This is a genomic window from Streptomyces shenzhenensis (assembly GCF_021462265.1).
Taxonomy (GTDB): domain Bacteria; phylum Actinomycetota; class Actinomycetes; order Streptomycetales; family Streptomycetaceae; genus Streptomyces; species Streptomyces shenzhenensis.
Map to the genome: position 1 here is coordinate 214,721 of NZ_JAJONF010000008.1, position 21,592 is coordinate 236,312.

Genomic DNA, 21,592 nt, shown 5'->3' on the forward strand with positions numbered 1-21,592 from the left:
ATGGAATGCCACTCAAAACATGCGCCCGAACATCGCGGACCGCCCTGGACGACCGGGCCGCTAGGCGGCGATCAGCACGGCCAGCATCGCCACCCAGCACAGTGAGACGAAGGCCGGAAGCAGCATCATCACCAGCCCCGTGGGAGACGAATGCAGCCAGGCCGCCGCCGGATCGGCCGCCTGCCGCCCCACGATCCGCTGCCCGCCGTGCCAGGCCATGTGCTCCTCCAGGTCCACCACCGCGCTCTTACGGGCCTGCAGATACCGCCGCCCGAAGCGCAACATGACGGCGAACGCCAGCGCCGACGCGAATCCGACCACCGTGATGATCACCCCGATGCCCCGGGCCACCCCCTCGGACTGCGCGCCGTCCTTGCCGAGGACGAACGCCAGCGTGGCCGCGAGACCCGCCGTGATGTAGAGGAAGTTGGTGAGCTTGTTCCAGTTGGTGTTGTCCTCGTGCTTGTACAGGTCCACGGCGATCGCGTACTGCGCCTGCAGCATGGACTCGCGAGGCTTCCGCCACACCCACACCGTCCGCAGCCGGCCGTCCGGCGGCCTCAGCCGCGTCAGCTCCTCGAACCCCAGCTTCCCGTGAAACCGTGTCGACGCCTGGTTCGGCGGCTCGCTCACCACCGCCGCGATCACCGGGCTGGACGTCCACTGCTCCAGCACATGGTGGTAGAGCAGCGACGCGACCCCCTGACGTGCCGCGGCGCGGGCCACACACACCTGCTTGATCACCAGGAAACTGCCGAGGGTGGTCTTGATCCGGCGGTTCAGCCACTCGTCCTGTTCGATCCGCTCGTCGCTGTACGCCAGCAGAAACGCCAGGACGTCGGCCCCTTTGACCGCCACGTAGAAGTGTTCCGCGCGCACCACCTGCGCGCGGTACACCTCCTCTGTGTACTCCGAGACCAGGAACCCCTCCTGGCTCGCGGCGGCCGGATCAGTGCCCTGCAGGCTCCTGGACCGCGCCAGTTCGAGGATCTTCGGGACATGCTCCTGGGTCGCGCGCACGATCTCGATCCGCTCCCCGCCAGGCGCGCTCACGCCCTCACCCCCCATACGGCCGTGTGCACCAAACTACCGTCAGCGACGTGTCTTTGACGATCCGTCCGATGCGCGCCGGTCCCCGCGCTCCGGCTGGGAGGCGGGGACCGGGGGACGTGTGAGGGGCCGGCGGGTCCAGCGGCGGCGTCAGCCGAGCTGGTGCATCCAGCCGTGCTTGTCCTCGGCCGTGCCGCGCTGGATGTCGAGGAGGGCCTCGCGGAGCCTGAGGGTGACCTCGCCGAGTTCGCCGCCCGACTGCTGCCACTGGGCGCCGGTGCGCTTGACCGTGCCGACCGGGGTGATCACGGCCGCGGTGCCGCAGGCGAAGACCTCGGTGAGGGTGCCGTTCTCGGAGTCGCGCTGCCACTGGTCGATGGAGATCCGGGCCTCCTCGGACTCGTAGCCGAGGTCACGGGCGACGGTGAGGAGCGAGTCGCGGGTGACGCCTTCTAGGATGGAGCCGGTGAGGGTCGGGGTGACGATCTTGTTTCCGTACACGAAGTACAGGTTCATGCCGCCGAGTTCCTCGACCCACTTGTGCTCGACCGCGTCGAGGTAGCAGACCTGGTCGCAGCCCTCGGCGGCGGCCTCGGCCTGGGCGAGCAGGGAGGCCGCGTAGTTGCCGCCGGTCTTGGCGTCGCCCATGCCGCCGGGAACGGCGCGGACGCGGTCCTCGGAGGCCCAGATGGAGACGGGCCTGACCCCGCCGGGGAAGTACGCGCCGGCCGGGGAGGCGATGACCAGGAAGAGGTACTCGTTGGCCGGCTTGACGCCCAGGCCGACCTCGGTGGCGATCATGAAGGGGCGCAGGTAGAGCGACTCCTCGCCGCCGTGTGCCGGGACCCACTCCTTGTCCTGCTGGACCAGCAGGTCACAGGCCTCGACGAAGGTCTCCACCGGTAGCTCGGGCATGGCGAGGCGGCGGGCGGAACGCTGGAAGCGCTTGGCGTTCTGGTCGGGGCGGAAGGTGGCCACCGAGCCGTCGGGACGGCGGTAGGCCTTCAGGCCCTCGAAGATCTCCTGGGCGTAGTGCAGGACGTTGGTGGCCGGGTCGAGGGGGATCGGCGCGTACGGAACGAGCTGGCCGTCGTGCCAGCCGCGGCCCTCGGTCCACTTGATCGTCACCATGTGGTCGGTGAAGTGGCGGCCGAATCCGGGGTTGGCCAGGATCGCCTCGCGCTCCGCGGCAGGCAGCGGGTGCGCGGACGGCTTGAGCTCGATCGTGGGCGTCGTCATGAGTAGGTGTCCTTCACCAGTTGTAGTGATGGGCCGCGCTCACACCCGTACGGCCGGTGCCCCGTAGCAGGGCGAATGCCCTGTCATAGGACGTCCGAGCATTCCCTCACGGCGCGGCTCCGCGTTCGATTATCGCGCGGGCGCCCGGGGTGGAAGGAATCGGGGTGAATGCGGACCAGGGTAGATGGTGGCACCCGGCGGGAGGCATGGGGAAGCCGCCGGGCGCGTGTGCGACCCGGCGGCTTCGAAGTCCTGCGGGAGACCCGGGGGTCCCCCCAGGCCTTTCGGGCTTTGAGGGTCAGCCGGCTACTCGTACCGCCAGCGCGTCGCCGATCTCCGAGGTGGAGCGGGCGGGCTTGCCCTGACGGTCGGTGAGGTCGGCGGTGACGGCCTCGTCGATCCGGGCGGCCTCGGCCTCGTAGCCGAGGTGGCGCAGCAGCAGGGCGACGGACAGGACCGTGGCGGTGGGGTCGGCCTTGCCCTGGCCGGCGATGTCGGGCGCGGAGCCGTGGACCGGCTCGAACATCGAGGGGAACTCGCGGGAGGGGTTGATGTTCCCGCTCGCCGCGACGCCGATGCCGCCGGAGACGGCCGCGGCGAGGTCGGTGATGATGTCGCCGAAGAGGTTGTCGGTGACGATGACGTCGAAGCGGCCGGGGTCGGTGACGAGGTAGATCGTCGCCGCGTCGACGTGGATGTAGTCCGTGGTGACCTCGGGGAACTCCGCGGCCACCTGGTTGAAGATGTTCGTCCACAGGTGCCCGGCGAAGGTCAGCACGTTGTTCTTGTGGACCAGCGTGAGCTTCTTGCGCGGGCGGGCCTGGGCGCGGGCGAACGCGTCCCGGACGACCCGCTCGACACCGAAGGCCGTGTTGACGGAGACCTCGGTGGCGACCTCGTGCTCGGTGCCCTTGCGGATGGTGCCGCCGTTGCCGGTGTACGGACCCTCGGTGCCCTCGCGGACCACGACGAAGTCGATCTGCGGCTCACCGGCCAGCGGGGTGGCGACACCGGGGAGCAGCTTCGACGGGCGCAGGTTGACGTGGTGGTCGAAGGCGAAGCGGAGCTTCAGCAGGAAGCCGCGCTCCAGGACGCCGGAAGGGACGCTCGGGTCGCCGATGGCGCCCAGCAGGATGGCGTCGTGCTGCTTCAGCGCGTCGAGGTCGGCGTCGGTGAGGGTCTCACCGGTGACGTGGTAGCGCCTGGCACCGAAGTCGTACTCCTTGGTCTCCAGCTTCACGTCCTCCGGGAGGACGGCGGAGAGGACCTTGAGGCCTTCGGCCACGACTTCCTGCCCGATGCCGTCACCGGGGATCACTGCGAGATCGATGCTGCGAGACATGTCGGCACCCTACCCCTCGTCCCATGGGATGACATGCGGCGTCCGGCATACGGACACCGCGCGTCGTCCCGTCAGCCGTGTGACGGCGGGGGCCGCAGGGGGGCGGCGGGCTGGTCACCGGCCGCCCGGAGGCGTCGGCGCGGGCAGTGCTCCGCAGGGTACGGCGCGACTGTCCCGGCCGCGCCGCACCCCTTGCGGGCGCGGCTCCCGTCAGGGGTTGTCAGACGTGTCGCCAACGGTGCGCCAACGGCTCGTCAGCGGCTCAGTGGCCGGTCTCGCCGCCGTTGTCCCGGCGGTCGAGGGCGCGCTGGAGGGCGGCGGCGGCGTTCTTGCGGTCGGACTCGCTCGTGCGGGACACGTGGCGGACGCGGCGGCGGACGGTCGTCTCGGCCATGGAAATCGACTCCTTCGGCATACCTGGAGTACGGCAGGGGGGATACGAGACGCCGGAAGGGGCGGGGAGCGGTGCCGCAGGGGTTGCCTGCACGGGGCCCGGCTCACGACCGCCATTCGCTTGATCTAGCGAGACGTTCGGCTCCTACAAAAATAAGGGAGCGGCCCGGTTCTGTCTGCACAATTACTCGGACTTCCTACTATCTGAGACGCTGGACGCGCCACGGGGCCACGAACCGGGACTTTTCGGGAGCCACTCGCCAGAGGCGCGCGGGGCGTTGGTACGACGGCCGTCCCGCGCGGTCAGGCGCCCGTGGGCCACGAACGAGGCGGCGCCGCGGGGGTCCCGGCGGCCACCGGGTCGTGGCGGATACGGTCCGCGCGGAGCCCCAGACCGGTCAGCAGCCGCACGGCGGTGGTGACCAGCCCGGACGGGCCGCTGACGTAGGCCGTGTGCCCCCTGAGGTCGCCATGCCCGGCCAGCGCCTCGGCGATCGGCGGGTGCGCGGACCCCCCAGGGCCGTCGTCGATCACGGATACCACCCGCAGCCAGGTGCAGCGGCTCTGCAGCCGGGCCAGGGCCGGCGCGTCGTACAGGTCGTCGGCTGTGCGGGCGCCGAGGAACAGGTGAGCGCGGCGGCCCGACGGGCGCCGGGCGGCCAGGTCCTCCAACAGGGCCCTGGCGGTGGCCCAGCCGGTGCCGCCGGCCACGACGAGGACGTCGGAAGTGATGTCGGCGTCCAGCGTGGTCGTCCCCTGCGCGGGTCCCAGGCGCAACGTTTCACCGACGCCGGTCCGTGTCACGAGGGCGTCACTCACCCCGCCGGGGCCGGTACGCCGGATGTGGAATTCCAGTTCGCCGTCCGGGCCCGGGGCGCCGGCCAGCGAGTACGGGCGCCAGGTATGCGGCAGCAGGGGGGTCTGCAGGGTCGCGTACTGACCCGGGCGGTACGGGTACGGTTCGCCGGGGCGGACGCGCAGCACCGCGAGATCCGGGCGGCGCCGCTGGTGGTCGACGACCGTGCCGCTCCAGGACGCCGGTTCGGCCAGCGCCCCCGCGGCGCCGTCCACCATGGCGGCGGCGGCGAACCGCACCATGCGCACCCACGCCCGCTCCACGTCCACGCCCAGCCGGCCACCCGCACTGCGGTGCAGCGCCTCGACAAGGGCCTCCTCGAACACCCGGTAGTGCACGGGCAGCACGCCGAGTTTGCGGTGGTCACGGCCGAGCCGCGTGCAGAAGGCGGTCACGTCGTCGGGGCGGTGCAGGTTCTCGATCAGGTACCAGAGCGCCCGTTCCAGGTGGGTCTGCTGGAACTCCATGGACTGCGGGAACAGCTTCCGCAGATACGGATGCCGGCCGAACATGGCCTCGTAGAGGTGGGCGATGAGCCGGTCGAACGGCGCGGCCTGAGCCAGGTTCAGGGTGATGACCTGCTGGTCGGCGGCCCCGTCGTAGGCGCCGGCCGGGCGGGTGTCGTGGCCGGGCGCGGGTGCGAGCGGCGCGGCGGCGCTTCCCGCGCGCGGGGCGGGGGCGAGCAGGCGATCGCGCAGGCGCATGGCTTCCCGGCGGGCGAGCAGCGCGTGGTAGTCGTCGGTCATGCGTGGACCTTTCTCACGCGGGTGCCGCATGCCCCGCTGTTCGCGCAGCCGCCGGCCGCGGTCGCGTGCTCCCGGGACTTCGCCCCGCGGGCGCGGTACCAGGCGGTACCGGCCGTCAGCAGCCGGGCCGCCCCCGCCCGGGATCCCCGGGCGAAGGACAGCACGGCGACACCCGCGGCCAGGAGGCGGATGCCCGCGACGGCGACGGCTCGGCGGAACATCGGTGCCCTCCTGCCGGCTCTCGTGGTGCGTGCGCCCTGACCGTCACGGATGCCGAACGGCCACGCGCGACGGCATGTCCGCGGTCCCGTCGTCGGCACCCTCGGGAGGAGGCCGGAGACCGCCTCCGCATCTCATCACCGGGAGGCGGCGCACCGGCAGTGCCGACAGGCCCCCTGTGGCAGGGACTTTGGGCCCTGGTGGAAACCGGCGCGCCGTGCCGTCGGCCGGCGCCCGGGCCTGCGGACGGGCGTGCGGCCCCGCTCGCGGGCCGGGCTTCCCGGGCCGTGGCGGGGCCGGCCGGGGGTCAGCCCATGTGCGGGTACGCGTAGTCGGTCGGCGGGACCAGGGTCTCCTTGATCGCGCGGGTCAGGGTCCAGCGCAGCAGGTTCTGCGGGGCGCCGGCCTTGTCGTTGGTGCCGGAGGCGCGGCCGCCGCCGAAGGGCTGCTGGCCGACGACGGCGCCGGTCGACTTGTCGTTGATGTAGAAGTTGCCGGCCGCGTAGCGCAGCTTCTCCATCGTGTACGCCGCCGCCGCGCGGTCGTTGGAGATGACCGAACCGGTCAGCGCATAGTCGGACACCGACTCCATCTGCGTCAGCATCTCGTCGTACTTGTCGTCCTCGTAGACGTGTACGGCGAGGAACGGGCCGAAGTACTCGGTGCGGAAGACCTCGTTCTCCGGGTCGCTGCAGACGACGACCGTCGGGCGGACGAAGTAGCCCACCGAGTCGTCGTAGGAGCCGCCCGCGACGATCTCGCAGGACGGGTCGGTCTTCGCGCGGTCGATCGCGGCCTTGTTCTTGGCGAAGGCACGCTCGTCGATCACGGCGCCGATGAAGTTCGACAGGTCGGTGACGTCACCCATGGTCAGGTAGTCGACCTCGGCGGTGAACTCCTCGCGGAAGCCGTTGTTCCAGATGGACGCGGGGAGGTACGCGCGGGAGGTCGCCGAGCACTTCTGGCCCTGGTACTCGAAGGCACCGCGGGTGAGGGCCGTCTTGAGGACGGCCCGGTCGGCGCTCGGGTGGGCGACGAGGAAGTCCTTGCCGCCGGTCTCGCCGACCAGACGCGGGTACGAGCGGTACTTCTCGATGTTCTCGCCGACCGTCTTCCACAGGTACTGGAAGGTCTTGGTGGAGCCGGTGAAGTGGATACCGGCCAGGTCCCGGTGGACCAGCGCGACCTTCGACACCTCGATGCCGTCGCCGGTGACGAGGTTGATGACGCCCTTGGGCAGTCCCGCCTCCTCCAGCAGCCGCATGAGCAGGACGGCCGCGTGGGTCTGGGTCGGGGACGGCTTCCAGACCACGACGTTGCCCATGAGGGCGGGAGCCGTCGGCAGGTTGCCTGCGATCGCGGTGAAGTTGAACGGCGTGATCGCGTAGACGAAGCCCTCCAGCGGGCGGTGGTCGAGGCGGTTCCAGACGCCCGGGGAGTTGGCCGGGGGCTGCTCGGCGAGGATCTGACGGGCGTAGTGGACGTTGAACCGCCAGAAGTCGATCAGCTCGCAGGGCGCGTCGATCTCGGCCTGCTGGGCGGTCTTGGACTGGCCGAGCATGGTGGCGGCCGCGATGGTCTCGCGCCAGGGGCCGGCGAGCAGTTCGGCGGCGCGCAGGATGATCGCGGCGCGGTCGTCGAAGGACATCGCGCGCCAGGCGGGCGCGGCGGCGAGGGCCGCGTCGATCGCGTCCTGGGCGTCCTGCCGGGTGGCGTGCCGGCCAGTGCCGATGACGGCCTTGTGGTTGTGCGGCTGGACGACCTGGAAGGGCTCGCCGCCGCCGAGGCGCTTCTCACCGCCGATGGTCATCGGCAGCTCGATCGGGTTCTCGGCGAGCTCCTTGAGCTTCGCCTCCAGGCGGGTGCGCTCGGCGGAGCCGGGGGCGTAGCCGTGCACCGGCTCGTTGACGGGGGTGGGGACCTGGGTCACAGCGTCCATGGGTTACCTCTTCCGAGTGATTCCCTGGCTTCAGCCCGAGGGAGCTGAAGCAGTTGCGTATGGTGAGCAGCGGTCAGGGCTTGACCGTCACGGACTCGCTGTGGCGAGCCATGAGAAGCCCCTTCGGGGGCGGAGTCACGGGATCCGTAACTCCTTTCCACGGATCTGGGTCCGGCTCAGCCGGCCGCAGGGCTGCGGCTGTTGGCCTCCGAAACTCCTCGGAGACCGACAGCCGTGGCTCATCCAGCGCGATCACCCCTTGCTGATCATCGAGCGGACGAAGAAGCGCAGGTTGGCAGGCTTCTCCGCGAGCCTGCGCATGCTGTGCCCTCCCGGGGGGCAACCCCCGGACCCCTGGCCGGGGCCACGGCACAGGTCGGTCGCATCAGCCATGAGTGATCATGCTCCGCAGGAAGAAGCGCAGGTTGGCAGGCTTCTCCGCGAGCCTGCGCATGAAGTAGCCGTACCAGTCGGTGCCGTAGGCGGTGTAGACGCGCATCCGGTGGCCCTCGGCGGCCAGGCGCAGGTGCTCGTCGCCGCGGATGCCGTACAGCATCTGGAACTCGTACTCGTCGGGCTTGCGGCCGGCGCGCCGGGCGAGTTCCTGGGCGACGGAGATGAGGCGCGGGTCGTGGGAGCCGACCATCGGGTACCCCGCGCCCTCCATCAGGGTCTTCAGGATCCGCACGTACGCCTTGTCGATCTCGTGCTTCTGCTGGTAGGCGACCTCGGCGGGCTCCTTGTAGGCGCCCTTGACCAGCCGGACCCGGCTGCCCGCGGCGGCGAGACGCCGGGCGTCGGCCTCGGTGCGGAAGAGGTAGGCCTGGATGACGCAGCCGGTCTGCGGGAAGTCCTTCCGCAGTTCCTCGTGGATGGCGAACATCGAGTCGAGGGTGGTGTGGTCCTCGGCGTCGAGGGTGACGGTCGTACCGATGGCGGCGGCGGCCTCGACGACCGGGCGGACGTTGGCGAGGGCCAGTTCGTGGCCTTCGTCGAATGTAGGGGCGGGCCCGGAGGGCCCTTCGAACAGGGCGGTGGTGGGCGACGGGAGGGCCTGCCCGAACATGGACAGCTTGACCGACATCTCGACCCGCTCGCCGAGGTCCAGCTCGCGCAGCCGGTCGATCAGCGCGAGATAGGCGTCCCGGGCGGCGGCGGCCTGCTCGGGGGTCGTGATGTCCTCACCCACGACGTCCATCGTCAGCTCCAGGCCGCGGCCCGTGAGCTCCTCGATGATCGGGACGATGTCGGCGACCGACTCCCCGGGGATGAAGCGGTCGACGACCTGCTTCGTCACCGGGGCCGCCGAGATCAGACGTCGCATCCGGTCGCTGCGCGAAGCGGCGAGAATCACGGGACCCAGCACGGGGCACCTCCACAGCACATGCCAGACAGGCCGCGATCCGACGGTTGTGGACACGGCACGGGGAACCACCGTGAAAGTTAAGGATCCCTCCCGATCGTGGGCCATCGACAGCTGTCACGCATCCGTGCCGCGGATCTCAGACAGATGTATGAAGGCGGCCGTGAATTGCGGGAGAATGCCCGGGTGACGTCGGAATTCAAGGGTGACTACCAGGAGCTGGTCGACGAGATCTCGGAGCTGCTGGGCGTCCCGGCGACCCTGGAGAACCGCGACTTCGAGCTGATCGCCTTCGGCGCGTACGACAGTGAGGGCGACCTCGATCCGTCGGCGCTGGACCCGGTCCGCACCCGCTCGATCCTGACCCGGCGCTCCACGGCGGCGGTCCGCACCTGGTTCGAGGGCTTCGGCATCACCCGGGCGGCCGCACCGGTCCGGATCCCGCCGACCCCGGAGGCCGGGGTGTACCGGGGGCGGATCTGTCTGCCGGTACGCCATCGGGGCGTCGTCCTCGGCTACGTCTGGCTGCTCGACTCCGAGCCGGGCCCGACGGACGCCCAGCTGGCCGCCGCCATGGGGGTGGCCGGGCGGATCGGGGCGCTGCTCGCGGACGAGGCGCAGGCGGGGGCGGGGCTGGGCCGGGAGCTGCGGGCGGTGCTGGTCGCGGAGGGCGGCTGGCAGCGGGAGATGGCGGTGGCCGAACTCCGTACCGCCCTCGGGGCCCGCGCGGACGGACCGCACACCCTGCTCTGTGCCGCCCCCTGGCCGGCCGCCGCCCCGGACGACGCCCCCTCCCCGCGCACGGTCCCGCACGCCACCGCGCTGTGCGTCCTGCCCTGGGGAGCCGCCGGCCACAGCCTCGCCGTGCTGGTCCGGCTGCGCAGCACGGACACGGCCACCCCCGCCCTGACGGCCGCCGCCCGGCTGCTCAAGGAGGCGGAGGAGGCCCGGTCGGCGGCCGCCCGGGGGGCCGGGGGGCGGCCGGCGGCGGGGGCCGCGGGATCCGCGGGACCGGTGCCTGCGGTGCAGGACTGCGCCGTGGGCGTGGGCGAGGCCCGGACCGGCCTGGCGGAGCTGGGCGCGGTCTGGCAGGAGGCGTCGGCGGCCGCCCGGGCCGCGCTGGCGGAGCCGCGGTTCGGGCCGGTCGCGCGGTGGGCGGACATCGGCCCGTACCGCCTGCTGACCGCGCTGCCGCCACAGGCGTCCCACGACCGGGCCGTGGCCCCGCTGCTCACCCCGGCCCACCACGAACTGGCCCGTACCGCCGAGGTCTACCTCGACCACGCGGGCCAGGCGGGCCGCACGGCCACCGCGCTCGGCGTCCACCGGCAGACCCTGTACTACCGCCTCTCGCGCGTCGAACAGCTCACCGGCCTCGACCTGGACGACGGCGAGGACCGGCTGCTGCTGCACATGGCACTGAAGAGGGCGCGGCTGTAACCCACCCCCTCCGTCCGAGGCCCTGCTGCGGGCGGGACGGGTCACTTGCGAGTGGCGGCCTCGACGGTCTGGCGCAGGCCCTCAGTGAGCGCCTTGCCGTCGGGTGCGGTCGTCGGGTCGAAGGTCCACTGGGAGATCAGGTCCGACATCAGGGCCATGCAGCAGCGGCCGAGAGTGCTGGCGGCCTCGTCGGAGACGGCCTCCTCCGGTGCGTCCATCAGCAGCGAGACCAGCCCACGGCTGCCCTCGCGCTTCGCATGGGACAAATCGCCGCCCGCCGCGTCCTTGGAGCCGCATTGACATCCTCCCCCTTATTAAAAGACGGGGATTCCAACCCAGGCGGGTTGAGGTTCACGGGCGCTCGAACGGCCGGTGGCCGTTGTCACCCCTCCGGCACCGGCTGTTCGCCGGGGGCGGGGGATCCCGCCCTGTCCTGCCGCGACATTGATGCTTGCGTTCTCATCCGCGTTGCAGGTGAAGCCGCAGGACACGCAGACGAAGTCGGCTTGGCTCTTGCGCGACTTCTTCTCGATCCATCCGCAGGCACTGCACCGCAGACTCGTGTAAGGCGCGGGAACATCCTCGACCCGGCCCGGAGCCTTCTGCTCCGTGCGCCGACGCAGCAGACCCCAGCCCTGAGCGAGGATGCCCCGGTTCAGCCCGGCCTTCTGCCGGACATTCCTGCCGGGCTGCTCGACGGTTCCCTTCGCCGAGCGGGTCATGTTCTTGATGTTCAACTTCTCGAAACGCACCAGGCCGTACGACCTGGCAAGCATGGTGCTGGTCTTCTCGCACCAGTCCTTGCGCCGATTCGCCTCGCGCGCCTTCAACCGGGCGACCTTCGCGTGCCCGGCGGCCTTGGCCTCACTGCCCTTGGGGGCGTGGGCGGCACGCCGCTGGTGTTTGCGGATCTGTGCCCGCTCTCTGACCGTGAGCTGGGGGCAGTTGAGTTTGCGGCCGTCGGACAGAGCGGCGGTGATGGTCACGCCCCGGTCGATGCCGATGACCTCACCCGTGGCCAGCACGTCGATGGGTTCAGGGACGACGGCGAACGCGATATGCCACTGTCCGTTACGGAAGGTGACCCGGAACGTCTTCGCGGCGGGCAGTTCGGCACGAGTGAGACGGAAACGCACCCAGCTGCAGCCGGGTACCTTCACCTGCGCCCACCGCCGGTTCAGCCTCTGCACGACCACGGAGCGGGCCATCACCTGCTTACCAGTCTTCGGGTTCAGCCTCGCCCTGCCGTCCGGCTCGAACTCGGGCACGCGGTCAGTACCGATGACGCGGAAGCCCTCGTGCACGTGCTTGCTGCGCCAGGTCGGCTCGCCAAATCCGGAGGTGAAGCGGGCGTTCCTGGCCTTTGCGAAGTCCTTCAGGGCCTGCTGTTGCACGTCCGCGTTCCCGGCTGCCAGCCACTCGTTCTCACACCGGGCTTCGGTCAGCTGGCGGCACTGCTCCGCAAAACCGGGCGCGGACCCGCGGCCCGGCCTCCAATACGCATGCTGCTCCACCGCCAAGTTCCACACGTACCGGGCGTGCGCGCAGTGCAGCAGCATCTGCTCCACCTGCACGGGCGTCGGGTACATCCGGAAACGCGACATGCCACGAAACTAGCCACCACGTTCCCCACCCGTGCACGCCTTCGATCAACATCACCCGGGAGAGTGACCCCCACGCCCCGCCGTCCAGGCCCCCCGACCGCACGGCCTTCGACTCACCGCCACCACTGACCGTACGAGGTCGCCCGCAGGTCCACGGATGGAGACGAGGAATCGTAGGCGAGGTTGGTCCGTCGCAGGCGCTTCACCACGATGGGCACGAGATGCCTGCGGCGGGGCCTGGGAGACGCTGGGCGGCGACTTGGCCGGGCCGAACCGGTTCCGGACGGCAGCGGGGGGGGCGTGAGCCTGCGCAAGGACAGGTAGGTGGACAGCAGAACGCCGGTCGGCTGAGGAGCTCTCACCCGACCGGCGTTCTTGATGCGTTGCGTCAGACCAGGTTCACCGAACGAGCCGACGTCGCCCCGATCTCCGCCTCCACCTCGGCCAGTACGCCGGGCGCCACCGTGTCGTCGACGGTGAGGACGGCCAACGCCTCGCCGCCCGCCGCCGCGCGCGCGACCTGCATGCCGGCGATGTTGATGCCGGCCTCCCCGAGGATGCGGCCCACGGTGCCGACAACGCCCGGCCGGTCCTCGTAGCGCAGCACCAGCAGGTGGTCGGCGACCGCGAGATCGACGTCGTACTCGCCGACCGCGACGATCTTCTGCACGTTCTTCGGGCCGGCCAGCGTGCCCGAGACCGCGACCTCCTCGCCGCCCGCGAGGGTGCCGCGCACGGTGACGACGTTGCGGTGGTCGGCCGACTCCGAGCTGGTCGTCAGCCGTACCTCGACACCGCGCTCCTGCGCGAACAGCGGGGCGTTGACGTACGACACCGTCTCGTCGACGACGTCCTCGAAGACACCCTTGAGCGCGGACAGCTCCAGCACCTTCACGTCGTGCTGGGTGATCTCGCCGTAGACCTCGACGTCGAGGCGGACCGCGACCTCACCGGCGAGCGCGGTGAAGATACGGCCCAGGCGCTCGGCGAGGGGCAGGCCCGGCTTGACGTCCTCGGCGATGACACCGCCCTGGACGTTCACCGCGTCCGGGACCAGCTCGCCGGCGAGGGCGAGGCGGACGGACCTGGCGACCGCGATGCCCGCCTTCTCCTGGGCCTCGTCGGTGGAGGCGCCGAGGTGCGGGGTGCAGACGACCTGGTCGAGCTCGAAGAGCGGGGAGTCGGTGCACGGCTCCTTGGCGTAGACGTCGAGGCCCGCGCCGGCCACCCGGCCCTCCTTGAGCGCCGCGTACAGCGCCTCCTCGTCGACGATGCCACCGCGCGCGGCGTTGACGATCCGCACCGACGGCTTGACCTTGCGCAGCGCCTCGTCGCCGATCAGACCGACCGTCTCGGGGGTCTTCGGAAGGTGCACGGTGATGAAGTCGGCGACTTCGAGCAGCTCGTCCAGCGACAGCACCTTGACGCCCATCTGCGCGGCGCGGGCGGGCTGGATGTAGGGGTCGTACGCCACGACCTTCATGCCGAAGGCGGACATGCGCTGGGCGACCAGGGCACCGATGCGGCCGAGGCCGACGACACCGAGGGTCTTCTCGGCGAGCTCGACGCCGGTGTACTTGCTGCGCTTCCACTCGCCGTTCTTCAGCGCGGAGTTGGCCTGCGGAATGTGGCGGGCGCTGGAGATGAGCAGACCGCAGGCCAGTTCGGCGGCGGTCACGATGTTGGAGGTCGGGGCGTTGACGACCATCACGCCGGCCTTGGTGGCGGCGGAGACGTCGACGTTGTCCAGGCCGACGCCGGCTCGGGCGACGACCTTCAGCTTCCTGGCGGCCGCGATGGCCTCGGCGTCGACCTTGGTGGCGGAGCGGATCAGGATCGCGTCCACGTCGGCGATGGCGGGGAGCAGCTCGGCTCGGTCTGCTCCGTTCGCGTGCCGGATCTCGAAGTCCGGGCCCAGCGCGTCGACGGTGGCGGGCGACAGCTCTTCAGCGATGAGTACGACAGGTTTCGAGCTCACGTGAGTCCTCACATGTCCAATGCGGACGGCCGTCCCGACGGCCGCAGGCGGTGGAGGTTGGCTAGCCGCGTGGAGACGCACGACGCTGTGGGCCTGACGCGTATGTAGTACCGCAGTGTAGTGGCGTGGCGGAGGTCGTCCTGCGCCTCGGCGGAAGGATCACCCGTCTGGGATTCGACGGGACGGACAACAGGGCCGGGGCACCGCCCCGGCCCTGTCACCTGGGGCTCACGCGTCTTCGTTCACCCAGGACATCAGCTTGCGCAGCTGCTTGCCGGTGGTCTCCAGCAGGTGCTCGGAGTCCTGCTTCTTGTACTCGTTGTACTTCTTCAGGCCGCCGTGGTACTCGTCCATCCAGTTACGGGCGAAGGTGCCGTCCTGGATCTCGGCGAGGATCTGCTTCATCTCGGCCTTGGTGGCGTCGGTGATGATCCGCGGGCCGGTGACGTAGTCGCCCCACTCGGCGGTCTCGGAGACCGACCAGCGCATCTTCTCCAGGCCGCCCTCGTACATCAGGTCGACGATGAGCTTCAGCTCGTGCAGGCACTCGAAGTAGGCGATCTCCGGCTGGTAACCGGCCTCGACCAGGGTCTCGAAACCGGCCTTGACCAGGGCGGAGGTGCCACCGCAGAGGACGGCCTGCTCACCGAACAGGTCGGTCTCGGTCTCCTCGGTGAAGGTCGTCTTGATGACGCCGGCGCGGGTGCCGCCGATGCCCTTGGCGTACGACAGCGCGAGCGCGAAGCCGCCCCCGGTGGCGTCCTGCTCGACGGCCACGATGCACGGCACGCCGCGGCCCTCCTCGTACTGGCGGCGCACCAGGTGGCCCGGGCCCTTCGGGGCGACCATGCACACGTCGACGCCGGCCGGGGGCTTGATGAAGCCGTAGCGGATGTTCAGGCCGTGGCCGAAGAACAGGGCGTCGCCGTCGTTCAGGTTCGGGGCGATGGACTCCTCGTAGACCTGGGCCTGGATGGGGTCCGGGACCAGGATCATGATGACGTCGGCCTCGGCGGCGGCCTCGGCCGGGGTCACCACGCGCAGGCCCTGCTCCTCGGCCTTCGCCTTGGACTTGGAGCCCTCGTGCAGACCGACACGCACGTCGACGCCCGAGTCGCGCAGCGACAGCGCGTGGGCGTGACCCTGGCTGCCGTAGCCGATGACCGCGACCTTGCGGCCCTGGATGATGGACAGGTCGGCGTCGGCGTCGTAGAACAGCTCGGCCACTTTGGGTTCTCTCCTTGGTGTGCAGGTGTTGCGTCCCACCGTATGACGGCGGGCGGAAGGGAAGTCTCGGGGTCTCGGCATACGGGCGGACGGCGCGCCGGGAGGGACCGCCGGCCGCCCGTGCCGGGCCTTGCTCAAGCCTTACGCAGATCGGTCGAGGGCGCGCAGCGACCGGTCGGTGATCGAACGGGCCCCGCGCCCGATCGCGATGGTGCCGGACTGCACCAGTTCCTTGATGCCGAACGGCTCCAGCATCTTGAGCATGGCGGTCAGCTTCTCGCTGCTGCCGGTCGCCTCCACGGTGACGGCCTCCGGGGAGACGTCGACGGTCTTGGCGCGGAAGAGCTGGACGATCTCGACGATCTGGGAGCGCGTCTCGTTGTCGGCGCGCACCTTCACCAGAACGAGTTCCCGCTGAACGGCCGCACCCGGCTCCAGTTCGACGATCTTGAGCACCTCGACGAGCTTGTTGAGCTGCTTGGTGACCTGCTCCAGCGGCAGCGCCTCGACGCTCACCACGATCGTGATGCGGGAGATGTCGGCGTGCTCGGTGACGCCGACGGCGAGCGAGTCGATGTTGAAGCCGCGACGGGAGAACAGGGCCGCGATCCGGGCGAGGATGCCCGGCTTGTTCTCCACCAGGACGGAGAGCGTGTGCTTGGACATTTTCTTCTGCGTCTCTCTCTTGCGTCTCTCGCTCAGTCGTCTTCGTTGTCGCCGAAGTCGGGGCGGACGTCCCGGGCGGCCATGATCTCGTCGTTGGAGGTGCCGGCGGCGACCATCGGCCACACCATGGCGTCCTCGTGGACGATGAAGTCGACGACGACGGGGCGGTCGTTGATCGAGTTCGCCTCTTCGATGACCTTGTCCAGGTCGTCCGGGGACTCGCAGCGGATGGCGTGGCAGCCCATGGCCTCCGACAGCTTGACGAAGTCGGGGACCCGGGTGCCGCGGGCGTCCGGGTTGACGTCGTCGGGCCCGGAGTGCAGCACCGTGTTGGAGTACCGCTGGTTGTAGAAGAGGGTCTGCCACTGGCGGACCATCCCGAGGGCGCCGTTGTTGATGATGGCGACCTTGATCGGGATGTTGTTCAGGGCGCAGGTGGTCAGTTCCTGGTTGGTCATCTGGAAGCAGCCGTCGCCGTCGATCGCCCAGACCGTCTGGCCGGGAACACCGGCCTTGGCGCCCATGGCCGCCGGGACCGCGTATCCCATGGTTCCGGCGCCGCCGGAGTTCAGCCAGGTGGCGGGCCTCTCGTACTGCACGTAGTGCGCGGCCCACATCTGGTGCTGGCCGACGCCCGCCGCGAAGATCGTGCCCTGCGGGGCGAGCTGCCCGATGCGCTCGATGACCTGCTGCGGCGAGAGCGAGCCGTTGTCGGGCAGGTCGTAGCCCAGCGGATAGGTCTCGCGCCAGCGGCTGAGGTCCTTCCACCAGGCCGCGTACCTTGTCCTGGCGGCCTCGCCCTGGTGGCCCTCGCTGTGCTCCTTCTGCACCGCCTGGATCAGGTCGGCGATCACCTCGCGGGCGTCGCCGACGATCGGCACGTCGGCGACGCGGTTCTTGCCGATCTCCGCGGGGTCGATGTCGGCGTGGACGATCTTCGCGTACGGGGCGAAGCTGTCCAGCTTGCCGGTGACGCGGTCGTCGAAGCGGGCTCCGAGGGCGACGATCAGGTCGGCCTTCTGCAACGCGGTGACGGCGGTGACCGCACCGTGCATGCCCGGCATTCCCACGTGCAGCGGGTGGCTGTCGGGGAACGCGCCGAGCGCCATCAGGGTGGTGGTGACGGGCGCTCCGGTGAGTTCGGCGAGGACCTTCAGCTCGGCGGTGGCGCCGGCCTTGATCACGCCGCCGCCGACGTAGAGGACGGGCCGCTTCGCGGAAGTGATCAGCTTGGCGGCCTCGCGGATCTGCTTGGCGTGCGGCTTGGTCACCGGGCGGTAGCCGGGCAGGTCCAGGACCGGCGGCCAGGAGAAGGTGGTCTTCGCCTGGAGGGCGTCCTTGGCGATGTCGACCAGGACCGGGCCGGGGCGGCCGGTGGAGGCGATGTGGAACGCCTGCGCGATCACCCGGGGGATGTCCTCGGCCTTGGTGACCAGGAAGTTGTGCTTGGTGATCGGCATGGTGATGCCGACGATGTCCGCCTCCTGGAAGGCGTCCGTGCCGATCGAGGAGGACGCGACCTGCCCGGTGATCGCCACGAGCGGCACCGAGTCCATGTGCGCGTCCGCGATCGGCGTCACCAGGTTCGTCGCCCCCGGGCCGCTCGTCGCCATGCAGACGCCGACCTTGCCGGTGGCCTGCGCGTAGCCGGTGGCCGCGTGTCCGGCGCCCTGCTCGTGCCGGCACAGGACGTGGCGCACCCGGGTGGAGTCCATCAGCGGGTCGTAGGCCGGCAGGATCGCGCCGCCGGGGATGCCGAATACCGTGTCAGCGCCGACCTCCTCAAGCGAGCGGATGAGGGACTTCGCACCCGTGACGTGCTCGACGGGGGCGGACTGCTGTCCTCCGGAACGGGGCCGCGGCTGCGGATGGTGGGCCCCGGTGGCCTGCTCGGTCATCGGCATTCTCTTCTCGATGCTGAGGGTTTTCGCGAGGTTCGTACGGATTTTCGCTGCCGTACGTCTGGTGCTGGTGCAACAAAAAACCCCTCGTGCCAAAAGGCAAGCGAGGGGAGCGCGCCGGTGTGGTCGCTGGGGTTTCCGGAGTCTTCTCCGGTGGGTCCCAGCTCAGCCGACGCGCTGTCCAAGTACGAGGATTCGGGTGCGCATGGAACTGACCCTCCCCCCGACGCGCACCACGTGTCAAGTGAGTGGGACGGGAGTCTCATCATGTGAGCGTAGGGGAACTTCCGCCGCCTGGTACTACGGGCACGCCAGCGTGCACCCCACCGGTGTACACCCCTGAGCCTCTTCTCATGGTCCGCTCACCTCCGGGGCGCTCCCGTCGGTGTCGGGGCCACGACCGTGCTCAGTCCTTCGGGCCTCCGTGCGGCCGCGCCCTCGACACCGACGCGCCCCTCCGGCTCTCTCACGACGCCCGCGAAGGCCGGCTCGGCGGGTGCGTGCGGAACCGGGTAGTGGCCGGAACCGAGCGCCCGGCGCAGCCGGTACTCGTCCACCGGGCCGGAGAACGCCATGCCCATCCCGTGCGTGCAGCCCATCGCGCGCAACGCCGTGACCTGCTCGGGCAGGTCCACACCCTCGGCCACGGACTCCAGGCCCAGATCGCAGGCGATCCGCAGCAGACCACTGGTGATCTTGTGCAGCCGGGCCGACTCGACGACTCCCTCGACCAGACCGCGGTCGAGCTTGAGCACGTCTACGGGGAGTTTCCGCAGCGCCGTGATCGCCGCGTAGCCGCTGCCGAAGCCGTCCAGGGCGATCCGGACACCGTGCCGGCTGAGCGCGGTCAGCCGCCGCTCCAGCTCGTCCAGCGGGACCCTGGGATCGGTGTCGGACAGCTCCAGGACCAGCGCGCCCGAGGGCAGCGCGTGCCGGGTGAGCAGGGCCTCCACGGAACCGAGCGGCGAGGACCGGTCGAGCAGCCGCCGGGCGGAGGTCCGGACGGCGACCGGCACCAGCAGCCCGCCGGCGGCCCGCTCGGCGGCCTGCTCGACCGCCTCCTGGAGGATCCAGCGGTCCAGCTCGGCCGTCTTGTCGCTGTCCTCGGCGACCCGCAGGAACTCGGCCGGCGTGAACAGCACCCCCTGCGAGGAACGCCAGCGCGCCTGCGCGGAGACCGATGCGATCCGGCCGCTCTCCAGGGAGACCACCGGCTGGTGCAGCAGCGCGAACTCACCGTCGTGCAGGGCGGCCCGCAGCCGGGTGGCCAGTTCCGCCTTGCGTACGACGTCCTGCTGCATCTGCGGCTTGTACAGCTTGACGCGGCCCTTTCCGGCCGCCTTGGCGCGGTACATCGCCAGGTCGGCGTTGCGCAGCAGTTCACCGGCGCCGAGGCCCGGTTCGGCGAAGGCGACACCGATGGACGCGTTGACACGGACATCGTTGCCGTCAATGGCGTACGGCTGGGAGAGGGTCACCCTGAGGCGGTCGGCGAGCTCCAGGATGTGCCGCTCCCGGGCACTGCGGTCACGGGTGCCGTCACCGACGATCAGCGCCGCGAACTCGTCGCCGCCCAGCCGGGACGCGGTGTCGCCCTGGCGGACCGCGTCCTGGAGTCTGCGCGCGGCCTGGACGAGCAGTTCGTCCCCGGCCTGGTGCCCGATCGTGTCGTTGACGGCCTTGAACCCGTCCAGGTCGATGAAGAGCACCGCCGTGTTCCTGAGGGCGGGGCCCCGGTCGGAGGAACGGCGGCCGGACAGGGCCTGCTGCACGCGCCGGGTGAACAGGGCGCGGTTGGGCAGGTCGGTGAGCGGGTCGTGCTCGGCGTTGTGCTGGAGCTGCGCCTGCAGGCGCACTCTTTCGGTCACGTCCCGGCTGTTGAAGATGAGGCCGCCGTGGTGGCGGTTGACGGTGGACTCGACGTTGAGCCAGCCGCCGTCGCCGGAGCGGAACCGGCACTCGATGCGGGTGGTGGGTTCCTCCTGGGGCCTGGCGGCGAGGAAGCGGCGCACCTCGTGCACCACGCAGCCCAGGTCCTCCGGGTGGATGAGGTTGGCCAGTTCAGAACCCACCAGCTCGTCGGCGGGCCGTCCGTAGACCCCGGCGGCGGCCGGGGAGACGTACCGGAGGATGCCGTTGGGCGCGGCGATCATGATGACGTCGCTCGAGCCCTGCACCAGGGACCGGAAGTGGTTCTCCTGCTGGGCCAGTTCCTGGGTGAGGGTGATGTTGTCGAGCAGCATGATGCCCTGGCGCACGACGAGCGCGAGGACCACGCAGCCGGCGGTGATCAGGACGACGTGGTCGGGGCTGCGGCCGTTGAGGACGTTGTAGAGGATGCCCAGGGTGCACACGGCGGCGGCCAGGTACGGGGTGAGCGCGGCCAGGGAACCGGTGATCGGCCGGCCCGCCGGGTACCGGCCGTGATCGCCTCCCGGCGCGGGCGCGGACGGCTGCTTGGGCGCCGTGGCCCGCCCGCCGGGCATGTGCTCGTGCACCACGCGCGTGTGCCCCTCGGGATCGGGGGCGCCCTGCGACTGGGGTGCGGCCCAGGGGGCGTACGCCAGCAGCAGCGAGCCGGCGAACCAGCCCGCGTCCAGCAGCTGGCCGGAGCGGTAACTGCTGTGCAGCAGCGGCGAGGTGAACAGTGCGTCGCACATCACGGTCAGGGCGAGGGCGCCGATCGCGGTGTTCACCGCGGTGCGGTTGCCCGGCGAGCGCCGGAAGTGCAGCGCGAGCACCATGCTGACCAGAGCGATGTCCAGCAGCGGGTAAGCCAGCGAGAGCGCGGTGTGCTCGACGCTGGGTCCGTCGAACCGGGCGGCCTGGGCGAGCGCGAGGCTCCATGAGAGGGTGAGCAGGGAGCCGCCGATCAGCCAGGCGTCCAGCGCCAGGCAGATCCAGCCGGCCCTGGTCATGGGCCGCTTGGCCAGCACCAGCAGGCCGACGATGGCGGGCGGCGCGAAACAGAGGAAGAACAGGTCGGCGTAGCTGGGGCTGGGCACCGGCCGCTGGAGCACGACCTCGTACCACCCCCAGACCGCGTTGCCGAGGGCCGCCATCGCCGAGGAGAGGGCGAACAGCAGCCAGGCGGGTCGAAAGCGGACCCGCGGGGAGCGGGCGTAGAGGAAGCACGACACGGCGGCGGTGCCGGCGGCCGCGGTCAGACCGAAGTCGCCCATGAACAGGGCGATCTGGTTCGAGCCCCAGTCGAACGCGGCACCGACGGCGTATCCCGCGCAGATCAGGGCCAGGACGAGTTGGCGGACCATGCCGGTCCCGCCGTCGGTGACCGGCGGCCGGGGGTGCGGCATCCCCACCGGAGGCTGTGCCCGCAGCCTCCCGGGGAGGGTGGTCGTCACAGGCGTCGACGCTGTCACCGGATGCTCCCGGTCCCCGTCGCCTTCGGGTCCCTCGGGTCCCGGTGCGCCGGGTGGGAGTGCCTCCCGCGTCCGCCGTGCCCGCGGTGGTGGTGATGGCTGGTGTGGTGGCCGCGTCTGCGCGCAGCCGTGCGCCAGGGTCGCCGCCGGCGGCTCCGCCGCGTCGGATCGTTCGTCCATAGGCCGTGCATCGCCCGTCGCCCCCCTCACGAATCTGAAATGTCCAACCCCGGCGCCGAACGGTGCACG

Annotated in this window: 16 protein-coding genes; 1 reads left to right on the top strand and 15 read right to left on the bottom strand. The window is 70.7% G+C overall.

From position 1 onward, the window contains the following. Positions 1-60: 60 nt before the first annotated feature. The 8 genes from LQ326_RS14240 to LQ326_RS14270 all read right to left on the bottom strand — a co-directional run bounded on the left by LQ326_RS14240 (position 61) and on the right by LQ326_RS14270 (position 9,150). Entirely contained in the window at positions 61-1,053 is a 993-nt protein-coding gene (locus LQ326_RS14240) for a GNAT family N-acetyltransferase (protein ID WP_234536315.1), read from the bottom strand. Positions 1,054-1,200: 147 nt separating this feature from the next. Then, positions 1,201-2,289 carry a branched-chain amino acid aminotransferase gene (locus LQ326_RS14245; protein WP_234536316.1) on the bottom strand — a complete coding sequence of 363 codons (1,089 nt, stop codon included), beginning with the start codon at positions 2,287-2,289 and terminating at the stop codon, positions 1,201-1,203. Positions 2,290-2,587: 298 nt separating this feature from the next. Continuing rightward, entirely contained in the window at positions 2,588-3,631 is a 1,044-nt protein-coding gene (locus LQ326_RS14250) for a 3-isopropylmalate dehydrogenase (protein WP_234536320.1), read from the bottom strand. A 262-nt stretch (positions 3,632-3,893) separates the two neighbouring features. After that, positions 3,894-4,025 carry a hypothetical protein gene (locus tag LQ326_RS47855; RefSeq protein WP_015493350.1) on the bottom strand — a complete coding sequence of 44 codons (132 nt, stop codon included), beginning with the start codon at positions 4,023-4,025 and terminating at the stop codon, positions 3,894-3,896. A gap of 302 nt (positions 4,026-4,327) precedes the next feature. After that, entirely contained in the window at positions 4,328-5,626 is a 1,299-nt protein-coding gene (locus LQ326_RS14255) for a globin domain-containing protein (protein WP_234536322.1), read from the bottom strand. Next, entirely contained in the window at positions 5,623-5,847 is a 225-nt protein-coding gene (locus LQ326_RS14260; protein WP_234536324.1) for a hypothetical protein, read from the bottom strand. The genes LQ326_RS14255 and LQ326_RS14260 overlap by 4 nt, the downstream gene beginning before the upstream one ends. Before the next feature lie 305 nt (positions 5,848-6,152). After that, positions 6,153-7,784 carry an L-glutamate gamma-semialdehyde dehydrogenase gene (gene pruA / locus LQ326_RS14265; RefSeq protein WP_234536325.1) on the bottom strand — a complete coding sequence of 544 codons (1,632 nt, stop codon included), beginning with the start codon at positions 7,782-7,784 and terminating at the stop codon, positions 6,153-6,155. Positions 7,785-8,169: 385 nt separating this feature from the next. Further along, positions 8,170-9,150, bottom strand: a complete 981-nt coding sequence (locus LQ326_RS14270; RefSeq protein ID WP_234536327.1) for a proline dehydrogenase family protein — start codon at positions 9,148-9,150, stop codon at positions 8,170-8,172. Positions 9,151-9,294: 144 nt separating this feature from the next. Here LQ326_RS14270 and LQ326_RS14275 point away from each other — a divergent pair, with 144 nt between their 5' ends. After that, positions 9,295-10,587, top strand: coding sequence for a PucR family transcriptional regulator (locus LQ326_RS14275; protein ID WP_234536329.1), 1,293 nt, complete (start codon positions 9,295-9,297; stop codon positions 10,585-10,587). A 41-nt stretch (positions 10,588-10,628) separates the two neighbouring features. Here LQ326_RS14275 and LQ326_RS14280 read toward each other — a convergent pair whose 3' ends face one another. The 7 genes from LQ326_RS14280 to LQ326_RS14310 all read right to left on the bottom strand — a co-directional run bounded on the left by LQ326_RS14280 (position 10,629) and on the right by LQ326_RS14310 (position 21,277). Next, positions 10,629-10,853 carry a hypothetical protein gene (locus tag LQ326_RS14280; protein ID WP_308401917.1) on the bottom strand — a complete coding sequence of 75 codons (225 nt, stop codon included), beginning with the start codon at positions 10,851-10,853 and terminating at the stop codon, positions 10,629-10,631. Between the two features lie 48 nt (positions 10,854-10,901). Next, positions 10,902-12,191 carry an RNA-guided endonuclease InsQ/TnpB family protein gene (locus LQ326_RS14285; RefSeq protein WP_234536331.1) on the bottom strand — a complete coding sequence of 430 codons (1,290 nt, stop codon included), beginning with the start codon at positions 12,189-12,191 and terminating at the stop codon, positions 10,902-10,904. Between the two features lie 388 nt (positions 12,192-12,579). Next, a complete protein-coding gene (gene serA, locus LQ326_RS14290) occupies positions 12,580-14,169 on the bottom strand; it encodes a phosphoglycerate dehydrogenase (protein ID WP_234536333.1) in 1,590 nt (529 codons plus the stop codon). 228 nt (positions 14,170-14,397) lie between these two features. After that, positions 14,398-15,396 carry a ketol-acid reductoisomerase gene (ilvC, locus tag LQ326_RS14295; RefSeq protein WP_234536335.1) on the bottom strand — a complete coding sequence of 333 codons (999 nt, stop codon included), beginning with the start codon at positions 15,394-15,396 and terminating at the stop codon, positions 14,398-14,400. Positions 15,397-15,537: 141 nt separating this feature from the next. Beyond that, complete coding sequence (ilvN, locus tag LQ326_RS14300; protein WP_181801143.1) at positions 15,538-16,062, bottom strand: acetolactate synthase small subunit; 525 nt, start codon at positions 16,060-16,062, stop codon at positions 15,538-15,540. Positions 16,063-16,094: 32 nt separating this feature from the next. After that, positions 16,095-17,960, bottom strand: coding sequence for an acetolactate synthase large subunit (locus LQ326_RS14305; protein WP_234536337.1), 1,866 nt, complete (start codon positions 17,958-17,960; stop codon positions 16,095-16,097). A gap of 365 nt (positions 17,961-18,325) precedes the next feature. Continuing rightward, on the bottom strand, positions 18,326-21,277 hold the full coding sequence (locus tag LQ326_RS14310; protein ID WP_234536417.1) for a putative bifunctional diguanylate cyclase/phosphodiesterase: 2,952 nt from the start codon (positions 21,275-21,277) through the stop codon (positions 18,326-18,328). Positions 21,278-21,592: the final 315 nt, after the last annotated feature.

Bases quoted from the DNA above. Each gene is read 5' to 3' on its own strand.
- LQ326_RS14245 (WP_234536316.1), bottom strand. From the start codon at position 2,289: ATGACGACGCCCACGATCGAGCTCAAGCCGTCCGCGCACCCGCTGCCT.
- LQ326_RS14250 (WP_234536320.1), bottom strand. From the start codon at position 3,631: ATGTCTCGCAGCATCGATCTCGCAGTGATCCCCGGTGACGGCATCGGG.
- LQ326_RS47855 (WP_015493350.1), bottom strand. From the start codon at position 4,025: ATGGCCGAGACGACCGTCCGCCGCCGCGTCCGCCACGTGTCCCGCACG.
- LQ326_RS14255 (WP_234536322.1), bottom strand. From the start codon at position 5,626: ATGACCGACGACTACCACGCGCTGCTCGCCCGCCGGGAAGCCATGCGC.
- LQ326_RS14260 (WP_234536324.1), bottom strand. From the start codon at position 5,847: ATGTTCCGCCGAGCCGTCGCCGTCGCGGGCATCCGCCTCCTGGCCGCG.
- pruA (WP_234536325.1), bottom strand. From the start codon at position 7,784: ATGGACGCTGTGACCCAGGTCCCCACCCCCGTCAACGAGCCGGTGCAC.
- LQ326_RS14275 (WP_234536329.1), top strand. From the start codon at position 9,295: ATGTATGAAGGCGGCCGTGAATTGCGGGAGAATGCCCGGGTGACGTCG.
- LQ326_RS14285 (WP_234536331.1), bottom strand. From the start codon at position 12,191: ATGTCGCGTTTCCGGATGTACCCGACGCCCGTGCAGGTGGAGCAGATG.
- ilvN (WP_181801143.1), bottom strand. From the start codon at position 16,062: ATGTCCAAGCACACGCTCTCCGTCCTGGTGGAGAACAAGCCGGGCATC.
- LQ326_RS14305 (WP_234536337.1), bottom strand. From the start codon at position 17,960: ATGACCGAGCAGGCCACCGGGGCCCACCATCCGCAGCCGCGGCCCCGT.
- LQ326_RS14310 (WP_234536417.1), bottom strand. From the start codon at position 21,277: ATGCCGCACCCCCGGCCGCCGGTCACCGACGGCGGGACCGGCATGGTC.